At 63.4% G+C, this 22,233-nt stretch carries 16 protein-coding genes; 8 read left to right on the plus strand and 8 right to left on the minus strand.

Annotated features, from left to right (window positions below; genetic code table 11):
• Positions 1 to 10: 10 nt before the first annotated feature.
• From PLANPX_RS18855 to PLANPX_RS18875, 5 genes are all read right to left on the minus strand, one after another.
• Positions 11 to 973 carry an alpha/beta fold hydrolase gene (locus PLANPX_RS18855; RefSeq protein WP_152100229.1) on the minus strand — a complete coding sequence of 321 codons (963 nt, stop codon included), beginning with the start codon at positions 971 to 973 and terminating at the stop codon, positions 11 to 13.
• A 153-nt stretch (positions 974 to 1,126) separates the two neighbouring features.
• On the minus strand, positions 1,127 to 2,611 hold the full coding sequence (gene cls, locus PLANPX_RS18860) for a cardiolipin synthase (protein ID WP_152100230.1): 1,485 nt from the start codon (positions 2,609 to 2,611) through the stop codon (positions 1,127 to 1,129).
• 109 nt (positions 2,612 to 2,720) lie between these two features.
• Positions 2,721 to 3,449 carry an endonuclease/exonuclease/phosphatase family protein gene (locus PLANPX_RS18865; protein WP_152100231.1) on the minus strand — a complete coding sequence of 243 codons (729 nt, stop codon included), beginning with the start codon at positions 3,447 to 3,449 and terminating at the stop codon, positions 2,721 to 2,723.
• A gap of 54 nt (positions 3,450 to 3,503) precedes the next feature.
• Entirely contained in the window at positions 3,504 to 4,592 is a 1,089-nt protein-coding gene (locus tag PLANPX_RS18870) for a protein arginine kinase (protein WP_152100232.1), read from the minus strand.
• Positions 4,593 to 4,712: 120 nt separating this feature from the next.
• Positions 4,713 to 5,246, minus strand: a complete 534-nt coding sequence (locus PLANPX_RS18875) for a UvrB/UvrC motif-containing protein (protein WP_152100233.1) — start codon at positions 5,244 to 5,246, stop codon at positions 4,713 to 4,715.
• 437 nt (positions 5,247 to 5,683) lie between these two features.
• Between PLANPX_RS18875 and trpE the strand changes: the two genes are divergently transcribed.
• From trpE to thpR, 6 genes are all read left to right on the plus strand, one after another.
• Entirely contained in the window at positions 5,684 to 7,219 is a 1,536-nt protein-coding gene (gene trpE, locus PLANPX_RS18880; RefSeq protein ID WP_152100234.1) for an anthranilate synthase component I, read from the plus strand.
• A gap of 128 nt (positions 7,220 to 7,347) precedes the next feature.
• The gene (locus PLANPX_RS18885; protein ID WP_152100235.1) at positions 7,348 to 7,899 is read left to right on the plus strand and encodes a YqgE/AlgH family protein; all 552 of its coding nucleotides are present in this window, start codon (positions 7,348 to 7,350) and stop codon (positions 7,897 to 7,899) included.
• Positions 7,900 to 8,384: 485 nt separating this feature from the next.
• Entirely contained in the window at positions 8,385 to 11,399 is a 3,015-nt protein-coding gene (locus PLANPX_RS18890; RefSeq protein WP_198421764.1) for a DUF1553 domain-containing protein, read from the plus strand.
• A gap of 109 nt (positions 11,400 to 11,508) precedes the next feature.
• The gene (locus PLANPX_RS18895; RefSeq protein WP_152100237.1) at positions 11,509 to 12,990 is read left to right on the plus strand and encodes a DUF1501 domain-containing protein; all 1,482 of its coding nucleotides are present in this window, start codon (positions 11,509 to 11,511) and stop codon (positions 12,988 to 12,990) included.
• A 201-nt stretch (positions 12,991 to 13,191) separates the two neighbouring features.
• The gene (locus tag PLANPX_RS18900; RefSeq protein WP_152100238.1) at positions 13,192 to 14,094 is read left to right on the plus strand and encodes a PfkB family carbohydrate kinase; all 903 of its coding nucleotides are present in this window, start codon (positions 13,192 to 13,194) and stop codon (positions 14,092 to 14,094) included.
• The gene (gene thpR, locus PLANPX_RS18905; RefSeq protein ID WP_152100239.1) at positions 14,094 to 14,663 is read left to right on the plus strand and encodes an RNA 2',3'-cyclic phosphodiesterase; all 570 of its coding nucleotides are present in this window, start codon (positions 14,094 to 14,096) and stop codon (positions 14,661 to 14,663) included. Before PLANPX_RS18900 ends, thpR begins: the two co-directional genes overlap by 1 nt.
• A 10-nt stretch (positions 14,664 to 14,673) precedes the next feature.
• On the opposite strand, the gene PLANPX_RS18910 is transcribed toward thpR, so the two are convergent.
• Entirely contained in the window at positions 14,674 to 17,088 is a 2,415-nt protein-coding gene (locus PLANPX_RS18910; protein ID WP_152100240.1) for a serine/threonine-protein kinase, read from the minus strand.
• Positions 17,089 to 17,265: 177 nt separating this feature from the next.
• Entirely contained in the window at positions 17,266 to 18,744 is a 1,479-nt protein-coding gene (locus tag PLANPX_RS18915) for a hypothetical protein (protein ID WP_152100241.1), read from the minus strand.
• Between the two features lie 168 nt (positions 18,745 to 18,912).
• Between PLANPX_RS18915 and PLANPX_RS18920 the strand changes: the two genes are divergently transcribed.
• On the plus strand, positions 18,913 to 20,136 hold the full coding sequence (locus PLANPX_RS18920) for a Bcr/CflA family multidrug efflux MFS transporter (protein ID WP_172992175.1): 1,224 nt from the start codon (positions 18,913 to 18,915) through the stop codon (positions 20,134 to 20,136).
• A gap of 104 nt (positions 20,137 to 20,240) precedes the next feature.
• Here PLANPX_RS18920 and PLANPX_RS18925 read toward each other — a convergent pair whose 3' ends face one another.
• On the minus strand, positions 20,241 to 22,028 hold the full coding sequence (locus PLANPX_RS18925; RefSeq protein WP_172992176.1) for a redoxin family protein: 1,788 nt from the start codon (positions 22,026 to 22,028) through the stop codon (positions 20,241 to 20,243).
• Between PLANPX_RS18925 and PLANPX_RS28280 the strand changes: the two genes are divergently transcribed.
• Positions 22,011 to 22,133: a hypothetical protein gene (locus PLANPX_RS28280; protein WP_261344401.1), complete on the plus strand. Its 123-nt coding sequence runs from the start codon at positions 22,011 to 22,013 to the stop codon at positions 22,131 to 22,133. The genes PLANPX_RS18925 and PLANPX_RS28280 overlap by 18 nt on opposite strands.
• Positions 22,134 to 22,233 lie beyond the last annotated feature (100 nt).

Here is a 22,233-nt window from a genome sequence, read left to right on the forward strand (position 1 = left end):
CTACTCGGGGCTACGTCGTTGTGAAGCGGCTGAGGATCGCCGCTGCGTGCCACTTGAGCATCGTGAGGTGCCCGGCCCGAGGATCGATCGTCAGTTCGCTCCCGGCGACGTGCCGCTGGAAGTAGTGGCCCATCGCAGGCGGCGCGATCGGGTCGCACCCGCCATGCCAGAACGAAATCGAAGACGCCGGCAGCGAGTCGAGGCTAAAACCCCACGGCCCGCCGAGTAGCGTCACGTCCGTGACAATCCCGTCCGGTCCGCACCGCGTCGCCTGACTGAGCGTTTCGATGGTGGCCGCGCGATACTCGGCGTTACACAAAATGAGTTCACGATCCGACGCCGCCCAGTGCGACGCGATTTGCTCAAGGGTTCGATCAGGATGCTTCCGCAACCGATTCGCTTCGATCTTGAACGCCAACCGCGCGAGCCGCGGCCGCCGACCGACCCACGCGATCGTGCGGTCCTCGCTCCCAGCCGGGGCGCCGGCGACGCACAGCGGCGTATGGCCCGAGACGATCGCAATCTGAGTGAGCCGCTCCGGCATGCAGCGAATGCAACTCAGCGCGTAGGGAGCTCCGCCCGAGAGCGCGAGCACGCCAAAGTTCGTCCCTGCGTAGCCAAGCGCATCGGCCACGCAGGCGACATCGCTCGGCCAATCAAGAATCCGCCGGCCCGATTGGTAGTCGGAAAGCCCGATCCCCGGCCGCTCGAGCGCCATCAATCGGACGCCGGCTGCCGTCGCTTCGTCGGCGATCAGCCCCGCCTCGATCCGGGCGCCCGGCGTTCCGTGGAAGTAGAAGACAGGGATGCCCGCCGGGTCGCCGAATTCGGCATAACCGATCCGCCGTCCGCTCGCGGTGCGAATCTGGCCTTCAATCGGACGTGGACGTGCGGCCGCCAGCGCGCGGCCGCTCAGGGCAACCGCGGGCAGCAGGGAGAGTCCGGTCAACAGCGCCTGGCGGCGAGTCTGCATAGCAATCAACGGGGGGCGGGCGTTCTCTGTTCGGGCTTATCGGCGACATCGTCGCCGGGGCTCCCCATCATGCAGTTTTTGTGCCCGGGGCGAAATGACCGGACCGCGCCCACGCCCGCAATTGGCGAATTTTGCGGGTCGCCCCGCCGCCCGCTACAGCAGCGGGCTCAGCAATCTCGCGAAATTCTCGCCAATCCGCCGCAGCTGCGGCCGCCGCTGATAGCGGGCGAGATCCATCATGTGCGAGCGGTCGATGTAGTGCTGCTGCAATTCTCGCAGCTCGCCGGTGAACTCCGGGTCGTACAATGCGAGCAAAATCTCGAAATTCAGCCGCATACTCCGCGGGTCGAGATTCACCGACCCGAACAGCGAATACGAGCCGTCGACCGTGATGCTCTTCGTATGGAGCAAGCCATCGCTGAACAGCATGATCCGCACGCCAGCCCGCAGCATATCGCCCTTGAATGCCCCGCTCGCAAATCGTACCAGCAGCGAATCGACGCGAGCCGGGATCACCAGAATCACCTTCACCCCGCGCCGGGCCGCCGCAATCAGTGCGAGGCTCAGTGGTTCGCTCGGCACGAAATAGGGCGTCGTCAGCACCAGTTCTTCGCGGGCGGCGTAGATCGCGGTGATCAACATCTGCTCGACGGCGTCGGTCGCCAGGGCCGGGCCCGACGGCATCACCTGCACGGTGCAGTCGCCGCGACTTGGCTGCGGGTGGGCGTCGCCGGTCGCTTGCAGTTCGGTCAGATCGGAATTCGTTTCGACGAACCAATCGGCCAAGAAGGTGATCGCCAGCGCCTCGACCGCCGGACCTTCGATGCGGACCATCGCATCAACCCATTCGCCGACGCCGGCGTCCTTTTTGAAGAACCGCGGATCGACCAAGTTCAAACTGCCGGTATAAGCGACGCGGCCATCGATCGCGACGATCTTCCGGTGGAGCCGCAAGTCGAACCGCACGAACGGCGCCCGCAGCAATCCGCCCGGCAGGGCCGCCTGCACATGGACGCCCGCTTGCCGCAGTCGCGCCGCTTGCTCGCTTTTGAGGAACGCGCGACTGCCGAGCGCATCGACGAGCACCCGGCAGACGACCCCGCGACTCGCCGCCTCGACGAGCGCGTTGCCGACCTTATCAGCCTCGCCGCCGTTGCTCCAAATGTAGAACTCCAGATGGCATGTCCGCTGGGCCGCGTCGATATCGGCGATCAACCGCGCAAAGACATGCTGCCAATCGTTGATCAACTCGACCTGGTTGCCGCGCAGCGACGGCACGCCAATGAGCGACTGCCCCAACTGCGAGAGCGATTCGAACTCGGGCGAGAGCCGCGACCAATCGACGAGACTACGCTGCGGCAACTCGGCAAGCCACTTGCGAATCGGCGGATAAAGTTCGACGAACCGCTTCGCTCGCCGGCGTCCCAGCCGCAGCTCGCCGATCGTGAGATAAGCGAGCGGTCCGACGATCGGAAAGCCGAAAATCACCATCACCCACGCGAGCGACTCGCCCGTCGGCCGCCGCTGCATGATCACCCGCCACGCGAGCGCCACCTGCAACGCCACATGGGCCGTCGCAATCACCCAGGCCCAGAAGGTCCAGGAACTCAGCGATTGGATGATAGCGCTTGGCGGCATGTAGGAACTGTTCAGTTGGCAGTTGGCAGTTGGCAGTATGTGCATCTTCACCAGTTGCGCAAGCCCTCTTCTTCGCAACTGACAACGGACCACGGACAACTGGCAGTCTTCACTTAACTTCAAAGTCCACAATCAACGGCAAATGATCCGACGCCCGTTTCGCCAGTCCAGTATGACCTCCGAACGCAGCGAGCGAACTGATGGGGCCGCGACAAAAAATCCGATCGAGCCGCCGCAACGGGGCCGCCGCGGGGAACGTGCGGATCGTCCCGCTGGCCAGTTCGAAGCCGGCCGGGTGCATGATCTTCTTGCCGAGGTTCTCCCACACGTCGTTGAAGTCCCCGCCAATCACCAGCGGCGTTTCCGCCCCCAGCTTAGAGAATAGCTCGCCCCCCAGCAGACGCCGAAGCTGGATTTGCCGCTCGAAACCTGCGAGGCCGAGATGAACATTCGCCAATCCAATCGTCCGCGCGTGGCCGCGCACCTCCGTCTCCACCTGGCAGACGAGCGCACAGCGCCGCTTCTTCAGCGGGATCGTGAGATCGACGTCGACCGCATCGATGATCGGCCAGCGGCTCAAGATCGCGTTGCCGTAGTGGCCAACCGAGCGGAGCCGCACGTTGCGCTGATAAGCGCGATGGGGAAGCTCGACCGCTTCAGCAAGCAAATCAACCTGGCAATCATGCCGCGACCGCTTGGCCCCGTCATCAACTTCCTGCAGGAAGGCAACGTCGGGCTGGTAGTGCCGGATCGTTTCGATGATCCGCGCGAGGTCGTAGCGACGGTCGAGACCGCCGATCCCCTTGTGGATGTTGTAACTCAGCAGCCGGAATTGCATGCCACAAGACTGAGGGGAGGGGGGCGCCGAGTCAAGTGCGGACCGCCCATTCCGCTAGTTATGCGAAATGTTCCCCTTCGACTCGCCATTCAAATGGCGCCGGAGATAGGTGGCCCGTTCGATGTTGCGATCCGCCTGATCAAGCTCGACGCCCGACAGCTTTTGCAGGTGAGCCGGCTGCGTGTGGATCAGCAGCTTGTTAACCGTCGGGATCGACAGGTCGTTGATCAGCCCCAGGTTGATCCCCATCCGCACGCTCGAGAGGAGATGCATCGTCTCCTCGCTGCTGATCGTTTGCGCGGTCCGCAGAATGCCGTAGGCGCGGCTCACGCGGTCGTGGAGCGTCTCTTGGCTGTTCTCAATGAGGAAGCTGCGGGCTTGGCGCTCGTAGTCGATGAGCACCGGCACGACATCAGCTACCTTCTTACCGAGCTCTTCTTCCGTCTGCCCGAGGGTGACTTGGTTGCTGATCTGGTAGAAGTCGCCGGTCGCCTGCGAACCTTCGCCGTAGAGGCCGCGGACGGCGAGGTTGATTTTGTGGAGGCTCTTAAACACCTTCTCAATCTGACGCGTGATCGCCAGCGCTGGCAGGTGGAGCATCACGCTCACGCGAACGCCGGTGCCCGTATTGGTGGGGCACGCGGTGAGGTAACCGAGCCGTTCGTTGTAGGCGTAGGTGACCTGCTCCTCGATCATGTCGTCGAGCTTCGTCGCCTGCTCCCACGCATCGGCCAGCGCGAGGCCGCTATGCATCACCTGGATCCGCAGGTGATCTTCCTCGTTGATCATCACGCTGAAGCATTCCGACGGATCGACGAACACCGCCCGCGCCCCTTCGCTCGAGGCATGCTCGCGGCTGATCAACTGGCGTTCGACCAGGAACTGCCGATCGACGTCGGCGAGATCGTTGACGTTCAGGTAGATCGATTCGCCCGGCGCCTTGCCGGAAGTGCGCAGCGCTTCGACGCGGCCATGCAGAATCTTCTCGATCTCAGCGCGATCGGCGTCGGTAGCCCGCGAAATGAACGGGAAGTCGGCCAAGTTCCGCGCCAGCCGGATGCGGCTCGAGATCACGATGTCGGACTCGGGGCCGGAGCCGCGGAGCCATTCACCGCTCGTGCTGGCGAGATCGTCGAGAGTCATAAGGAGGCGTCAGGTGCTAGTTGTGGTGACTTGGTAGCCGCGGGTCAACGACCCGCCGGAGCGGCGCTCAAACGGTGCAACAGTGGAACTGCTAAGCATCCCGCTCAGCAGCACAACTCGCTATTGCTCGCCTTTCGCTTCGCGAAACCCCGCTTCAATCTCACGGATCTTATCGCGAATCTCCGAAGCTCGTTCGTACTCTTCCGACGAAACGGCTTCCTTCATCTCGCGGCGGAGGCGAATGAGTTGCGTTTGCTGATCGGCGCCATGCGGGCAGCGTTTGGGGACTTTGCCCATGTGTTGCGTCTGATCGTGGATGCTCATCAGCAGTGGCTCGAGATCCTTCTCGAAGAACACATAGTCGTGCGGGCAGCCGAGGCGACCTTGCTTGCGAAACTGCAGGAAGGTGATCCCGCAGACCGGGCAGGCGCGTTGATCGAGCCGGGCCAGATCGTCCGCCGTTTCGCCGACGGCCAAATGCTGAGCAAGCAAACCCGCCATGGCCGGCATCCCTTCCACGTCCTGGGCCTCTTCCTGCGACGGCGTGAGGAACGACTGCGCACATTCCTCGCAGAGGTGAAGTTCGCTCGGTTCGCCATCGACCAGATCGGTGATGTGAAACGTAGCGGGGCGATCGCACTTTTGGCATTTCATGGCAGCGTCTCCTGGCGGGCGGGGCGGCGTTCCTTCGGCGGCAAGCCGGGCGCCCTGCGATCCAAACAATCGAGACGCCGACGACCGAACCTTGAGCAGGCGTCGCGCCTCTCCCAGAAGGAGTGCGCGATCGAACCGAAGGCTCGGTCCGCGCTGAAGAAACCGCTCCACGCTATGGGGATTCTAGCCGTGGGGGGGGTAGTGTCAAGGTAAGCGTCAGCAGCGATAAGCCGTTGTCCCGTTTGGACATGGGTCGCCGCCGACAGCGAAGTTGTGGGCCCTCTCTGGGGGTGATAAAGTGACGCTTGCAGACCGCGGAACGTGGGAAGTCGACCCCTCGGGCCAAGGCGCCGCCGACCGCTGGCGAAGCGCATCGCCGAGCGTTCGCCCCTTGCCGTCGACTCCCGCTACCCGCCCCCATCAGGTTTGGACGATTCATGGCCCATCTTCCCTCGCTCGAGCGGTTCGTCGAACTAGCTCAAGGCGCCGACTTTGTACCCGTCTATCGTGAGCTACTGAGCGACGCCCTCTCGCCGGTGCAAGCGTTCAATCGCCTCGATCGCGGCCAAGCCGCCGGACTATTCGAAAGCGTCATCGGCGGCGAAAAAGTTGGCCGCTACAGCTTCGTGGCCAGCGATCCCTTCCTGCTGCTCGAAGCTCGCGGCACGCAAGTGAAGGTCAGCCGCCGCAGCAACGCCGGCGGCAAAGAGGCGTGGGCGACCGAAGAACAAGAGGTCGCGAACCCGCTCGAAACGCTCCGCGAGCTCGTGCAAGCAGTCCGCGTCGTGCATCTGCCAGAGCTCCCCCCGTTCATCGGCGGGGCCGTCGGCTACGCCGGGTACGACACCGTTCGCTACGTCGAACGCCTCCCCAACGCCCCGACCGACGACCGCAGCCTGCCTGACCTCGCGTTCGGGTTGTTCGACCACATGGTGGTCTTCGACAACGTGCGGAAGACGGTCCATGTTCTCGTGCTGGCCGACCTCCGTGACGCCGAGGATGACGACGAGATCGCTCGCCGCCATCAGGCCGCGTGCAAGCGGGTAGACGGCTACATCGCAGCACTCAACACGCCGGCCGACGGCCTGCAGCTGGCCGACATCGACGCCCGCGGGCCGGTGACGCTGCCGTTCAAATCGAACTTCACGCAAACTGAGTTCGAGCAAGCGGTGCGGAAGTGCGTCGAGTACATTCGCGCCGGCGATATCTTCCAAGTGGTGATCTCGCAGCGGCTGGAGGTCGACTTCGATTGCCCGCCGTTCGAACTCTACCGCACGTTGCGGGTGGTGAACCCGAGTCCGTTCATGTTCTACCTGCGGATGCCAGGGACGACGCTCGTCGGTAGTTCGCCGGAGATTATGGTTCGCGTCGTCGACGGACTCGCGACGGTCCGCCCGCTCGCCGGCACACGGCCCCGCGGCGCCAACGAAGAAGAAGATGCCCGCCTGGCGGCCGACTTGCTCGCCGACCCGAAGGAGTGTGCCGAGCACGTGATGCTCGTCGACCTCGGCCGCAACGACGTCGGCCGCGTGGCGGAGTTCGGCTCGGTGGAAATCTCCGACGTGATGGTGATCGAGCGTTACAGTCACGTGATGCACATCACCTCGAACGTCACCGGCCAGTTGCGCGACGATTGCGATGCGTTTGACGCCCTCGCCGCCTGCTTGCCTGCAGGCACCGTCTCGGGCGCGCCGAAGGTGCGGGCGATGGAGATCATCGACGAAATCGAACCCCACCGCCGCGGCCCGTACGCAGGCGCCGTGGGGTACATCGACTTCGCCGGCAACATGGACACCTGCATCGCGCTCCGCACGGTGGTGCTGAAGGACAAGAAGGCCTACGTCCAAGCAGGCGCCGGCATCGTCGCCGACAGCGTCCCGGCGATGGAGTACCAGGAAACGCTCAACAAAGCTCGGGGAGCGTTGAAGGCGATTGAAGTGACGAAGCAGCGCAATCTGCCGAACAACAAGTAGCCCGTTAGAATTGGCTATACGCAGCCTGATACCAATGCGTCCGTTGTCAGTGGTCAGTGGTCCGTTGCGAATTGCAAGTTCGCATTTACATCAACTGACCACGGACAACGGACCACGGACAATCCGCCATGAAATCACTCGCCGGTCAATTCCTCGTTGCGTCTCCGCATCTGAAGGATCCCAACTTCTCCAAGACCGTCGTGCTCATGCTGCAGCACGAAGAGCAGGGCGCCCTCGGCGTGATTATCAATCGTCCCGGCGATAAGACCGTCGACGACGTCTGGAAGATGATCGGCAACGATCCGGTCGACAGCGACATGCCGGTCTACGTCGGCGGACCGGTGCCTGGTCCGCTCATCGCGCTTCACAATCAGCGCGAGTTCGGCGAGAAAGAGATTCATCCGAAGCTCTTTATGTCGATGCAGAAAGACACGATCGATCTGCTTGTGCGCCGCCACGACGCCAAGTTCCGCCTCTTCAGCGGCCACTCCGGCTGGGGCGGTGGGCAGCTTGAGGAAGAGATGGAAGTCGGCGGCTGGCTCACCTCGCCAGCGCGAGTGAGCGATATCTTTTCCGATCCCGAAGGGGTCTGGAAACGCGTTTGCAGTGAGATCGGCCTGCGGATCTCAGCGCCCAACCTCTCGCCTGATCAACGTCCGCCTGACGTTAATCTGAACTGAAGTGGTGAGAAGTCTCTCGCAAAGGCGCTAAGACGCAAAGAAGACGGAATACATAAGTAGCTCCGTCTTCCGATCTGAACTCTGCGCCTCCGCGCCTCTGCGAGAGTCCGTAATTAACAGGCTCTCGCAGAGGCGCGGAGACGCAGAGGCAGTAATTCGGCCCGCCACTCGCTTGCTTATTTCTTTGCGTGTCTTTGCGCCTTGGCGACTTTGCGAGACAAAAACAAGCATGCAGACCGCGATTCATCGCCCAATCGCGGCGGTAAGATGCGCAGATTTCTACATCGTTTGGCGAGAAATGCATACTGCGATCGCTACGACCTGCGGCCATCAGCGGGTATGATGGAGCATATGGCAGCGGCCGCGTCACACGGCGGGCCGACTGAGACTTCCGACTCCACTCCGAGGTTTTGCGGATGGTGCGTCGAGGGACTTTTCTCTTACAGCAATTCGCCGCTGCGGCGGCGATCTGTTCTTGGTTCGCAGTGAACCTGGCTAGCGCGAGCGATGCGCTGCAGTTCAACCGCGATATCCGCCCGATCCTCTCGGACAAGTGCTTCGCCTGCCACGGCCCTGAGGCGGCGTCGCGCGAGGGAGGCTTTCGACTCGACCTGCGCGAGAGCGCCGTCGGCGAGGCCGATTCGGGTTCGATCCCCGTCGTGCCGGACCAGCCCGACGCCAGCGAGTTGATTGCCCGCATCACCAGCGACGACGAATCGCTGCGGATGCCGCCGGCCGATAGCCACAAGACGCTGACGCCGGAGGAAGTCGACACGCTCCGCCGCTGGATCGCTCAGGGCGCCGAATGGCAGCAGCACTGGTCGTTCACGGCTCCCGTCCGCCCAGACCTGCCGGCGGTGGAACACGAGAACTGGCCGCGCGGGCCGATCGATCGGTTCATCGTCGCGCGACTCGAACAAGAACAACTCGCTCCCGTCGCCGAGGCCGATCGCACCACGCTGCTGCGGCGGGTGACGCTCGACCTTACCGGCTTGCCGCCGACGCCCGCCGAAGTCGATGCCTTCCTCGCCGACAATCGTCCCGACGCCTATGAGCGGGCTGTCGACAAACTACTCGCCTCGCCCCGCTACGGCGAGCATATGGCACGGTTCTGGCTCGACGCCGCCCGCTACGGCGACACGCATGGCCTCCATCTCGACAACTACCGCGAGATGTGGCCGTACCGCGACTGGGTGGTGCAAGCCTTCAACCGCAACCTGCCGTTCGACGATTTCATCGTCGAGCAACTCGCCGGCGACCTGCTGCCGAACGCGACCGATGACCAGTTGATCGCCAGCGGATTTAATCGCTGCCATGTCTCGACGAACGAAGGGGGCGTGATTCCCGAGGAGGTCTACGTCACCGCGGTGATCGATCGCGTCGACACCTTCGGCACCGTGATGCTTGGTCTCACGGTCGGTTGCACTCGCTGCCACGATCACAAATACGATCCGCTCACGCAGGGCGATTTCTACTCGCTGTTCGCGTACTTCAACAGCCTCGACGGCAACGAGATGGACGGCAACCGCGAAGACCCGGCGCCAGTGATTCGCGCGCCGCTGCCGGAGCAAACGGCCCGGCTGGCGGAACTCGACAAGCAGATCGCCGCCGCCGAAGCGAAGCTCGCGGCCGATTGGCCGGAACTCGATGAGCAGCAGGTCGAGTGGGAACGGCAGTTCGCTGCGGATGAGCCGAAAGTGGAGTCGGTCGGCGGTTCGAACACCGAGCCAGCTGCCGCCGCGCCGAATCAAGCCACAGAAGGCAAGACCTATCTCGCCATCAGCGATTGGTACACCGTTGGCCCCTTCTCCGATCCCGAGCGTTACCTGAAGAGCAAAAAGCATGGCCCCGAAGGGAAGCCGGTGAAGCTTGATCGGAAGTTCAAGCTCGCCACGGGCGCGGAGATCGGCTGGGTGCGCAAGCCGGAGTGGGTCGACGGCGTCGTCTACAACGATCTGCCAGGCGATCCTGCGGCGAACTTCCTCTACCGTTCGATCACCGTCGGCAAGCCGCAGCAGCTTGAGATCTCGCTCGGCAGCGACGACGGCGTGCGGGTCTACCTCAACGGCAAGCTGCTCCTTAAGCGAGATGATCCACGCGCGGCTGCGGCCGATCAAGAGAAGCTGACGCTCAAGCTGAAGAAGGGCGAGAACCAGCTACTGGTGAAGATCCTGAACTTCGGCGCGCAGTCGGGGTTCTACTTTGCCGCGAAGACCGATCAGCCGATCATGCCGCCCGACGTGCTCGCCGCGGCAACGAAGCCGGCTGGCGAACGGAGCGAGCAAGAAGCTGGTTTGGTGCGGCAGTTCTTCCGCAACACGGCCGCCAAGTCGCCGGAGCTCGACCAACTGCGCACGCAGCTTGGCGCCGCCCGCAGCGAACGGACCGAAGTTGACCGCAACGTGGCGACGACGCTCGTCTTCAAAGAGATGGCGACGCCCAAGCCAGCATACATCCTTAACCGGGGCGAGTACGACCAGCATGGCGCGGAAGTGAGCCGGCGAACGCCGACGATGCTCCCGCCGATGGACGCGGCGGCGGCGAACAATCGTCTGGGCCTCGCGCAGTGGGTGGTGGCTCGCGAGAACCCGCTCGCCGCCCGCGTGGCGGTGAATCGTTTCTGGCAGCAGTTCTTCGGTGTGGGCTTGGTGAAGACCTCGAACGACTTCGGCGCCCAAGGCGAGCCGCCGAGCCATCCGGAGCTGCTCGACTTCCTAGCGGTCGACTTCATTGATAGCGGCTGGGACGTCAAACGACTCGTTCGCGAGTTAGTCACATCGGCAGCTTACCGGCAGACATCGCACGTCGATCCTGAGCTCTACCGCCGCGACCCCGAGAATCGCCTACTAGCTCGCGGCGCCCGCTTCCGGCTCGACGCCGAGATGCTCCGCGATCAGGCGCTCTTCACGAGCGGGCTGCTTGTGGAGCAGATGGGGGGGCCGAGCGTTAAACCGCCGCAACCGGCTGGGTTGTGGGAAGCGGTCGGCTACTCGGGTTCGAACACGGTGAACTTCGTCGCCGACGAAGGGAAGGAAAAAGTTCATCGTCGGACGCTCTACACGTTCATCAAGCGGACGGCCCCGCCGCCGGAGATGAACACGTTCGACGCCCCGTCGCGGGAGTCGTGCATCGTCCGCCGCGAGCGGACGAACACGCCGCTGCAAGCGTTGCTCCTCCTCAACGATCCGCAATATGTGGAAGCGGCTCGCGGGTTGGCGGAACGAACCCTCAGTGAAGGGGGCGACTCGATCGAACGCCGCGCGAGATTCCTCTTCCACACCGCCGCGTGCCGACAGCCGAGCATCGACGAACTTGCTAACTTGGTGGAGGCGTACCAACAGGAACTTGCCAACTATCGCGCCGACGGCGCCGCCGCGGAAGCACTACTCGCTGCGGGCGGCGCTCCGGCCGACGCCGCGGTGGATCGCGCAGAACTCGCCGCCTGGACGATGGCGGCCAACGTGGTGCTGAACCTCGACGAAGTCGTCACCCGCAACTAACGGTGCAACCGAGACTGAATTAACCGACACGCCCATTTAGCCGCGGGCGATAGCCCGCGATTCCCGCCGCAAGCGGCAGGGCTAAATGGCCCGATAAGGACGTAACGCGATGTCCGCTTCCAATCCCATCCAGCAGTACGGCAACGCGCTCACGCGGCGGCACTTCTTCGGCCAAGGCGCGTTCGGCGTAGGCGCCGCTGCACTCGCGTCGCTGCTGCCGTCGTCGATCTTTGCACCGGGCTCGGCGCACGCGAACTCCGTTGCCGCAGGCGGCTTGCCGGAGCTTCCCCACTTCGCCCCCACGGCGAAGCGGGCGATCTACCTTCACATGAACGGCGGCCCGAGCCAAATGGACCTCTTCGACTACAAGCCGAAGATGGCCGACATGTTCGACGTCGATCTGCCTGAATCGATCCGCGCGGGTCAGCGGCTGACGACGATGACGTCGGGGCAGACGCGGTTCCCGTTGGCGCCGTCGATTTACAAATTCCGCCAGTACGGCCAGCACGGCGCGTGGATGAGCGACCTCATTCCCTACACCGCGCGGATGGCCGACGATCTCTCGATTGTGAAGACAGTCTGGACCGAAGCGATCAACCACGACCCGGCGGTCACCTACATCTGCACGGGGAACCAGTTGCCGGGCCGTGCGAGCCTTGGCTCGTGGCTGAGCTACGGCCTCGGCACGATGAACGCCAACCTGCCGGCGTTCGTGGTGATGACGCCAAGCTGGTCGTCGAAGACCGACGCGCAAGCGATCTACAACCGCCTGTGGGGCAGCGGCTACTTGCCCACGCAGCATCAAGGCGTCGCGCTCCGTTCGCAAGGCGATCCGGTGCTGTTTCTCTCAAACCCGCCCGGCGTCGACGCCGCCACGCGCCGCCGCACGCTTGATCGCATCGCTCGGTTCAACCAACGGACCCTCGCCGAGATCGGCGATCCTGAAACGCAAACGCGCATCGAACAATACGAGATGGCGTTCCGCATGCAGACGTCGGTGCCCGAGCTCACTAACCTCAACGATGAGCCGAAACACATTCTCGACATGTACGGCCCCGACGTGTTGAAGCCGGGGACGTTCGCCGCAAGTTGCCTCCTCGCGCGTCGACTCGCCGAGCGTGACGTGCGGTTCGTGCAGATCTTTCACCGCGGCTGGGATCAGCACGGCAACATCGCCGGCGACCTGCCGCGGCAATGCCAAGACGTCGACCAAGCGGGCTGGGCGCTCGTGCAAGACTTGAAACAGCGCGGCCTATTGCAGGACACGCTGGTCATTTGGGGTGGTGAGTTTGGCCGCACGATCTACTGCCAAGGCGGCCTCACCCGCGAGAACTACGGCCGCGACCACCATCCTCGCTGCTTCACCATGTGGATGACCGGCGGCGGCGTCCGCCCCGGCGTCGTCTACGGCGAGACCGACGACTTCAGCTACAACATCGTCGACAAACCGGTTCACATTCACGATCTCAATGCGACGATTTTGCACACGCTGGGGATCGACCACAGCCGGTTGACGTTCCGGGCTCAGGGCCTGGATCAGCGGCTGACCGGGGTTGAAGAGCACCACGCGGTGCGGGAATTGTTGGTCTAAGGGCGAGAACGGCGCCGAAGGCTCACACTCACTGAGCTAGGACGCCGCATTGGACTGGTCGCTTAAGCGACCAGTCCGCACGGGTTCGCCCCCGCGCGGGAGAGCGAGGCGGGGCTGCGCCCCTTGCGGGGCGTTGCGGTCGAGAGGCATAATTGCCGATTCGTTTTTCCTCGCCCGCCTCCGCTATCTGGTTGCAAGTCCATGTCGCTGCTCGTCGTTGGTTCCGTCGCGATTGATAACGTCGAAACGCCTCTTGAGCGGCGGGATAACGTCCTAGGCGGCTCGGCAACCCACTTCTCGATCGCTGCCAGCTTCTTCACCGGCGTGCGGCTCGTCGGCGTCGTGGGCGACGACTGGCCCCAACAGCACACGGAACTGCTCAACGGCCGTGGCATCGATACCTCAGGCCTGCAGATCGTGCCGGGTGGCAAGACGTTCACCTGGACCGGCCGCTATGAACCGAACATGAACGATCGCGAGACGCTCGACGTTCAGTTGAACGTGTTCGGCGAGTTCGACCCGAAGCTCCCCGAGTCGTACCGCAGCGCGAAGTACGTCTTCCTCGCCAACGGCGTGCCGGGCGTGCAGTCGAAGGTGCTTGAGCAGGTGCCGGGACGCCGCCTCGTCGTGGCCGATACGATGGATCTGTGGATCAACATCATGCGGGCCGATCTCGATGCGCTGCTGAAAAATCTTGACGGCCTCGTGCTCAACGACAGCGAAGCGAAGCTGCTCACCGGCTCTCAGAACCTTGTCGCCGCCGGTCGCGCCGTCCAGCGAATGGGGCCGAAGTTCGTCGTCATCAAGAAGGGCGAACATGGCGCCATGTTCTTCGGCGAACACGAAACCTACGTGCTCCCGGCGTACCCGACGGAGCGCGTCGTCGATCCAACCGGCGCCGGCGACACCTTTGCCGGCGGCATGATGGGCTACCTCACTGAGCAAGATTCGTTCGACGCCGAGACGCTGAAGACGGCGATGGCCTACGGCATCGTCGCCGCCAGCTTCAACGTCGAAGGTTTCGGCACCGAGCGGATGCAGCAGCTCAACCGCGAAGACATCGAAAAGCGGATGGGCGACTACCGGAAGATGCTGAGCTTCTAATGGCAAAGACTCGCACCTTTATCGCCGTCGAAGCCGTCGACCAGGTTCACGCCTCGGCGCTCGGCGTCATCGATCGGCTTCGCTCCGCCACCGACAACGTCAAGTGGGTGGAGCCCGACAACCTCCATTGGACGCTCCACTTTTTGGGCGACCTTGGCGACGTCGAGATGGCGGAAGTCTGCCTGCGGACCGTGCGAACGGCGGCAAAGCACGAAGGATTTACGCTCGAAGCCCGCGGAATCGGGGCTTTCCCGACGATTGAACGTCCGCGGGCGCTGTGGCTCGGCGCCGGCGAAGGTCATGAGCAGCTCTGCGACTTACAGGCCGACATCGAACGAGCGATCGAATCGCTCGGCTTCCGCGCAGAGCGGCGGCAATTCGTCCCGCATCTGACGCTCGGTCGGGTAGGGCAGGGGAGCCACGGCGGCTCGTTGCTGACCGAACGACTGGAGAAGCTTACCGACTTCGATGGCGGAGCGATGGGCGTCGATTCGGTCACTGTTTACGCGAGTGAGCTGACGCGCGAGGGGCCGACATACCACGTCCTCGCACGGGCGCCGCTCGGCTGAGAACGCATGCTCAAATTGCGTCGAGTTCTGCGAGCAGTTCGTCGGTCAGTTTAAGTTCGGCAGCGAACTGCGGCTCGTTCGGGTGCTGCTCGACGAGTTCCCGCAAGATGCGCTGCGATTCTTGCAGCTTCGCCCGCGCGTCGTCTGTGCGGTAAATGTCCGCCAATAATTCGCCGGTCGCTCGCAGTGCGACGCCCAAGTCGCACTGGTGGCGGGGCGAGGCGTCTCCCGCGGCTTGCAACGTTTGCAACCGCTTCGTCGCTGACTCGAGCGACTCGAGGGCTCCGCTCGTTTCGCCGTCGGCGCTGAACTGCATGCCGAGGTTCATTTCGATCCCGGCAAGATCGGCGGCGTACTCCGGGACGCTCGGATTGCGGTCGGCGAGTTCGCGCATCGCCGCGCGTGCGGCGCTGAGCGCCGCGACCGCTTCTTCCGGACGGCCGCTGGCTGCTTCGACGTCTCCGAGCATCCGTTGGCAAAGGGCGAGCCGCCGACTGTTTTCGAAGTCGGCGGGATTGGCGGTTGCCAGGGTGCCGAACGTCGCGATGGCCTCCGCCAGATTCTGCTTGGCGCCGACGAGATCGCCTTGCTGGATCCGCACCTGCGCCAAATTGAAATCGCCCATCCCAAGATCGCGGCGCAGCGTTTGGGGAGTTTCATCGCCGTTGAGCTGCGCCCGCCGCAGCGTTTGCGCCCGCTCCAACTGTTTAATCGCTGCTGCAGCATCGCCAGCAGCCAGATCGAGCAGCCCTAGGTTCATCAAACTGCTCGCGAGCGTTCGAGCGGCCTCGGCGTCATCCGGGCGCTGCTTGGCGATCGCTTCGCGCAACTCGGCCGCTTGGGTGAAGTACCGCCGAGCCGACTTGTTTTGCTTGAGGTTCTGGTGCGCCCGGCCGAGTGCGTTGAGCGTTTGTGCATACTCGACTTCCAATTCAGTCCGCACGCTTCCCGAGCTTTTCGCCACGAGCTGCTGCTGAACCTCCGCAGCTCGCTCGTAGTGCTCAATTGCCGGCGTTGCGGAATCGATCGTCTCGATCATGCGGCCGACGAAAAACTCGGCCTGCGCCACCTCTTGCCGCAGTTGCGGATCGTCGCCCCGCTCCTTGAGGAACTCTTGGTAGTACTCCAGCGCTTGCTTCAAGAGCGCATCGCGGAGCGGTTGCATGCCAGGCTGATTGAGCAGCGTCTCTTCGCTCACGCGAATGTAGTACTGCCGCACGGCGTCTTGCGCGAGCTGAAAATTCCGCTCAGCCCGATCGCGCTGCACCTTGAGCAAGCCGACGCCGACGGTCAAACCGGCGATCGCGAGCAAAGCGACGACGGAGACACTCGTGACGAACGATCGATGACGCCGCACCCACCGCCAACTCCGCGCGGCCAGCGATTCGCGGTGGGCCGCCACCGGTTCGTCGGCGAGGTACCGCTCGACGTCGAGAGCCAGCGCCCGGGCCGAAGCGTATCGCTGCGACGGCTGGCGGGCCATCGCCTTGAGGCAAATCGCTTGCAACGGCCGCGGCGTCTCGGCACGGACTTCCCGCGGAGGTTTGAAACGGCCCTGCTGAACGCGGAAGACAACGTCCTCCGCGGCGCCGTCGAACGGCGGTTGCCCTGTGAGCAAATGATAGAGCGTCGCGCCCAGTCCGTAGACGTCGCTCGCCGCGGTGAGCTGATCGAGCCGACCTGACGCCTGCTCGGGACTCATGTATTGCGTCGTGCCGACGATCCGCCCCGCTTGCGTTTGATCGGTTTGAGCCCGATGCGACGGCGTGACCGGCAACAACTCGAAGTCGTCGGCCGCCGCTTTCCCATCGAGCGTCTTCGCCAGTCCCCAATCGACAACGAACGTTTCGCCGAATGCGCCAAGCATGATGTTGCCCGGCTTCAGGTCGCGATGAATCACATTGCGACTGTGGGCATAGTCGACAGCTTGGCAAACCGAGACGAACCGCGCCAGCAACTGGCGAAACTCAAGTTCCTTCTCCGGCCGACTCGCAGACTTGTCGAAGTAGTCTTCGATCGCCATCCGCAAATCAACGCCGCGGACGAACTGCATCGCGTAGTAAGGCCGACCGTCGGCAAATTCGCCGAGACTGTAGACCGGCACGATGCCAGGATGCTCAAGGTTGCCGGTGATCTCCGCCTCGCGGACGAAGCGGCGGCGATTCTCATGGTCGTCGGCGTACGCCGGCAGAATTTCCTTGAGCGCAATCTCGCGATTCAGTTCGCCGTCTTGGGCGATCATCAACCGCCCGAGGCCGCCTTGCTGGTGGAGCCGCAGCACCGTGAAGCGCTGCCGCTCCGCCGAGTAGGTCCACGCATTGGGGCCGTTGGGGTCTTGCGTGTTGAAACGGTCGTCGCGAGTCCGCGAATCGGCGCGATCGTTGGTCCCGCCCGAATCAGGATCATGCTGAGCAGGATCGGCCATAGAGACGCTCAAGTGCGGAGTTGGATGCAGCCGCTAGTTTCGCTTCGCAAGAGAAGTTGTGGCTCCCTCCCCCTTGAGGGGAGGGCGGGGGAGGGGGTGGAACCCTGGTACCCGCTTCTGCCACCCCTCCCTAACCCTCCCCCTCAAGGGGAGGGGACCTCAAGGTTCCAGCCGCCGCTAGAACCGCCGCTGCACCTGCGTATTGTACTCGAAATCGAACCCGCAACAGTTCTGGATCGGGGCGACCACGCCGTTCGTGAAGACCCAATTGCCGACTTCGATCGAGACGCCGGTCGCGGCGTTGAGGATGTCGACGCGGTTATCTTGGTTGCCGATCGTAATTGTCTGCAACGGGACCGTGCCGATTGAGGATTGGGTGGTGAGCGGAATGTTCGTCAGGTTTGCGTCTTGCAATGTCGACGTGTAGTGAAGTTCAAACAGCCCGGAGACGCGGTGGTAGCGGTTCGGGTTTTGGTTCTGGCTGAAGATGTAGCCCCAACCTAGGTTCAGCCGCATCAGCGTTTGCGAGAACAACTCCGCCCGCACCGGCACCGGCGTGTAGTAGTCGTAGAACCCGATCGGGTTGCCGACGCTGTCGAGGAACAGCGTGGCGCCATCGCCGTTTACCGTCACGCGGGACGGATTGGCGGCGACTTCGACCTGGAAGAAGCCTTGATGGAACCACCGCGCCGGCGGCGCATAAGCCCAGGCAAGGAAGGGGGAGATGTAAACCGTCTCGTTGGCGAATACGGATTGGAACGCTACGGCCTCGTCGGCGATGACGCCGGGCGAGTTGGGAAATTCCACTTGGCCATCGACGGCCAGTTGGTAGTTCACGTCGCGCGCCGTCGGCAATGTGAACCCGACGCCGCCTGAGAGCGCGAACGTCTCCCGTTCCGTTAGCAGCATCTTGAAGATTGCGGACACGTTGCCTAGCGCCACTTCGCGGCCGCCGCTGTCGCTCACCAATGGATCGACCACGCCGAAACTGGGCGCGATGATCGAGTAGATGTCGGACTGCATCTGGTGCTGAATCGGGACGCGAATCTCTAGCGATCCGGTCCGATCCCAGAAGGTATTTTCCCACGCGAGCGTATGCTGGTCGAGGTTCACCGTCTCGTTGAACTGGTACGCCGAGACCCGCGACGCATTCTGGAAATGACGGTAACTCCAGTAGACGCGATCGGTGGGAAGCGGCGAGTTCGCTTCCGAAATATTGAGCCGACTGCAGGCAAGCGTTGGGTGAGCGAGGTCGGCGGTGACGAGGCCGTCGAACCCAATGCACGAGCCGGCGCCCGTGTCGCCAATCATGTAGGGCACGCTGGCCAAACCAATCGCCGTCGCGGAACGGAGCGCGGGGCGTTGCATCGTCGCGGGCGTTCGCGTCGGCAGCGGCGGCCGCATCGCTGGCGGCTGCATCAGCGGCGAGTAGAGCATCTGGGCCGGCGCCACATCGGGATCGATCGCCAACTCGGTGGGCGCTCGGTCGCTCACCGACCAATCATGCAGCGTCATGGCCCCAACGGCCCAATCGTCAGCGGAGCTCTGCTCGCCGCACCAATAGTCGGTCGTCGTCGCCTGGAGATGCGACGACGCAATGCCGCCTTGCAGGGCTAGCGCGCACCCTAGAAACGATGCATGAGCACGGCGAAACATTGCTCAACTCGCGGGACGAATAATGCGACACCTGACGCATCATCGGCTGGCACGGGGAACCGCAATCAGCCGGTTGTAACGCTGGCGCCGATCTTGGCGACATCGAAAGGTGGGGTTATACCGGTCTTACGGTCTGTAGTAGCCAGAATTGGTTCCACGGAGAGCGAATTGCGTACGACCCCATCCAGCCCTGAGCAGCCAGCAGCAACGAAACCTACAGCGGGGGGTTGGCGACTGCTCGTGTTGCTCGGTCTCCTGTCGGCTTTCTCGCCATTGGCGATCGACATGTATCTGCCGGCATTTCCGCAGATGGAACACGATCTCGCCGCGGCGCCGGGGCGAGTGGAATTGACGCTCTCGCTGTTCTTGGCGGGCCTCGCAACCGGGCAATATGTCATCGGCCCCCTCAGCGACCGGACTGGCCGTCGCGCGCCGCTGCTCATTGGCTGCGGCGTCTACTCGCTGGCCGCGCTCGGCTGCCCGCTCGCGCCGACGGTCGAGTGGCTGATCGTGCTGCGGTTTGTGATGGGCTTTGCCGGAGCGGCGGGACTTGTCGTCTCCCGCGCCGTGGTGCGTGATCTGTTTGATGAAAAGCGCTCCGCCAGCGTTTACTCGCTAATGATGATGGTGACCGGCATCGCCCCGATCGTGGCGCCGCTGATCGGTGGTTTCTTGCTGGGGCACTTCACTTGGCACGCGATCTTCTGGACGCTCGCGGCGATTGGCATCGCCAGCGGGGCCGCGGTGGCGTTCGATCTGCGGGAATCGCTGCCGCCGGAGCGGCGTCTTGCTCAGCCGCTCGACGCCGTCATCCGCCGCAGCGTAACAATCCTCGCCGATCTGCGGTTCATCGGCTACGCGCTCGCGATCGGATTTTCTTACGGAGCGCTGTTCGCGTATATCACCGGATCGCCGAAGATTTACATCGACTACTTTGAGACGACGCCGCAGGCATTCAGCGGCTTCTTTGCGAGCAACGCCATCGTGCTGCTCGCGACGGCGCAGCTCAATCGCCTGCTACTGCGACGATACTCGCCTCACGCGCTACTTCGTTTCGCCGCTATCGTGGCATTCGTCGGCGGCGTGACGCTCGTCGCGTTCACGCTGGGGAATGCTGGCTTCTGGCCATTTCAGCTCACGCTCTGCATTTGCATCGCGACGCTCGGGCTGATCTTTCCCAACGCCACCGCTGCGGCGATGGCTCCGTTTGGCCGCGAAGCTGGTGGCGCCTCGGCCGTGTTGGGATTGCTGCAGTACATCATCGGCGCCTTCGCCGGCGCTGCGGTCGGTTTACTGAGCGGAACGACGCCGCTCGCGATGGCCGCCACCCTCACCGCTTGCGAAGCGGGCGTCTTCGCCGTCATCTTCTGGAGCGAACGCCACCGCCAGTAGCCGCGGGTCAACGACCCGCCGGAGCGGCAACGAGAAATCGCCGCCAATCGCTTGCGAAGAGTAAATCGCGGATGGCCGACGCGGAGCCGACTCAATCCCCCCGGTCACTGACCGGGGGCTAATTTTTCGTCCGGCGAATCGTCCTTCACCGCCCCGCCACTCTGCGGATCAACCGCCAATTGCAGATTTTCGTCATCCACCGTGTAAAACACATACCCGTACATCATCTCTTCGAACGTCTGCTGCCCCTCACGAACTTCCGCTGACGGATCGGGGTTGTACGGATTAAACGCCGAGTTATCGAAGTGCGCAACCGCTTCGAAACGCGTGCCGGCGGGGAACCGTTTGGCGCCTTTCGGCAAGTAATACGGCAGTTGCCAATCAAAGCTGTAATTCGGAATCATCAACAGCGTCTGCGGCTCACTACCCGGCGAGTGGGCGCGGAACGTCACGTCTTTCCCGCGCACGTGCATGTGAGCGAACATCCCATACGCGGTCACGTCGCGGTCAACAGTGCGGCTCGCATCCAACCGGTGGAACGGCGCGTGCGGGGGAATCTTAAAACCGTGGCTCGCCAATTCGACGTAGCGAAGTTCCTTCGTTACGCGCTCGCGCGGAAAACGAAAACCGACGCGAATGCGACACTTCTCCGGCTTGCCGGTCGTCGTGAGATGGACCTGCAGCCCCAACATCGAACCGGCCGGAATCTTCCCCGCGACGCCGTCGCCCAGTTGCATCGGCCCGCCGCCCGGCACGTAACCGGTGACCAATTTGGCGTTCCGGCCATCACCGCCAATCGGGATGAGGCCGAGATTGCAGTGATGGACGACGCGCGGGTTGTCGGGCAGCACTTCGGCCGCTTCGAACCACATGTCCTGCGTGAACAGCTTCGGCAGCACGGCATAGCGATAGTCGACGTAACCTTCGGCCGGCACATCGAATTCCGCGAGTGCCGTGAGCACCAGATCGGGCTCGCCGATCGACCACTTGCGATTGGCCCATGTGTCGTCGCTCGATGCGTTATCACTAATGGCGGCTTCATTTGCCGCTGGGTCGGGTTTGATGGTAACGTACCCCGATGGCTTTGCTCGCCCGAGCGGCATGCCGCCGCGCACCCAGGCGATGATCGCCTCACGATCCTCGGCCGGCATCTCGCGGCAGTTCGTGAACTCGCCATGTTCGCTGGCCGCATACCACGGCGGCATGCGACGCTCGGCCACGACCTCGGCAATCATTTCGCCATTGGCCGCCACTTCGTCGAACGTCTCCAACGCGAACGGCGCCGCAGTATTTTCTTGATGGCATTCGGTGCAATGCTTCGCCATCAGGCCTGCAATTGATTCAACGTACGTAGGCGGTTGCTCCGGCGTATTGGCGGGCAGTGCTGTGATCCGGCAACCATCCACCGGCGTTTCCGTAACGGCTATTGGGCGATCGGCAAGCAGAGCGTCAATCGCGTCGCGAAGCTCCTGCTTCACTGCGCCGGCAGTTGTTCCGCTCAGCCGAATTTGGTTGTCGATTCGGCCTCGGTACCTCAGCCGCCGCTCGGCGTCGATCACGACGACCTCCGGCGTCCTATCGACGCCGCAGGCCGCCACGCACTGTCCGTCGGTATCTTTCACTAAAGGGAACGGCACGTCGAACTCGACTCCCTGCGCCGCCACGTCGAGGATCGAATCTTCCGCTCCAACGTTGACCGCCAGAAACTGCACGCCTTGCTCGCGGTACGCGGCTTCCAATTCCTTCAACCGCGGCCAATAGCGCTGCACGAGCGGGCAAGTCGTGTTCGTGAACACCAACACGAACGCCCGTCGCGGCGTTGGAAAGGTCTTCGCGCTGAAGTCGTCTAGCGAACGCGGCAGAAACCACGTGTCATGGAACTCGAACCGCACGACTTCGTCACCTACCTGCGGACGCGCGGGCGGCTCACCGTCACTCCGCAACTCGGCGGCGAAAGCCGCGCCGCCGATCGACGCCAGCGCCCACAGAGCCGTTAGGGTGCACAACCTTCTGAACATTCGAACCACGACAGCGCGGCCATTCATCGGCAAAGCACTCGCGAGGGGAGTTGAAGAGACGGCCCAGACGCGCGGAGCG

This window comes from Lacipirellula parvula (assembly GCF_009177095.1).
Classification (GTDB): Bacteria; Planctomycetota; Planctomycetia; order Pirellulales; family Lacipirellulaceae; genus Lacipirellula; species Lacipirellula parvula.

Excerpts from the sequence above, each read along its gene's own strand:
- PLANPX_RS18870 (WP_152100232.1), bottom strand. The coding sequence starts at position 4,592 with ATGACTCTCGACGATCTCGCCAGCACGAGCGGTGAATGGCTCCGCGGC.
- PLANPX_RS18900 (WP_152100238.1), top strand. The coding sequence starts at position 13,192 with ATGTCGCTGCTCGTCGTTGGTTCCGTCGCGATTGATAACGTCGAAACG.
- cls (WP_152100230.1), bottom strand. The coding sequence starts at position 2,611 with ATGCCGCCAAGCGCTATCATCCAATCGCTGAGTTCCTGGACCTTCTGG.
- PLANPX_RS18915 (WP_152100241.1), bottom strand. The coding sequence starts at position 18,744 with ATGTTTCGCCGTGCTCATGCATCGTTTCTAGGGTGCGCGCTAGCCCTG.
- PLANPX_RS18865 (WP_152100231.1), bottom strand. The coding sequence starts at position 3,449 with ATGCAATTCCGGCTGCTGAGTTACAACATCCACAAGGGGATCGGCGGT.
- PLANPX_RS18895 (WP_152100237.1), top strand. The coding sequence starts at position 11,509 with ATGTCCGCTTCCAATCCCATCCAGCAGTACGGCAACGCGCTCACGCGG.
- PLANPX_RS18910 (WP_152100240.1), bottom strand. The coding sequence starts at position 17,088 with ATGGCCGATCCTGCTCAGCATGATCCTGATTCGGGCGGGACCAACGAT.
- PLANPX_RS18875 (WP_152100233.1), bottom strand. The coding sequence starts at position 5,246 with ATGAAATGCCAAAAGTGCGATCGCCCCGCTACGTTTCACATCACCGAT.
- thpR (WP_152100239.1), top strand. The coding sequence starts at position 14,094 with ATGGCAAAGACTCGCACCTTTATCGCCGTCGAAGCCGTCGACCAGGTT.
- trpE (WP_152100234.1), top strand. The coding sequence starts at position 5,684 with ATGGCCCATCTTCCCTCGCTCGAGCGGTTCGTCGAACTAGCTCAAGGC.
- PLANPX_RS28280 (WP_261344401.1), top strand. The coding sequence starts at position 22,011 with ATGGAACTCGAACCGCACGACTTCGTCACCTACCTGCGGACGCGCGGG.
- PLANPX_RS18885 (WP_152100235.1), top strand. The coding sequence starts at position 7,348 with ATGAAATCACTCGCCGGTCAATTCCTCGTTGCGTCTCCGCATCTGAAG.
- PLANPX_RS18855 (WP_152100229.1), bottom strand. The coding sequence starts at position 973 with ATGCAGACTCGCCGCCAGGCGCTGTTGACCGGACTCTCCCTGCTGCCC.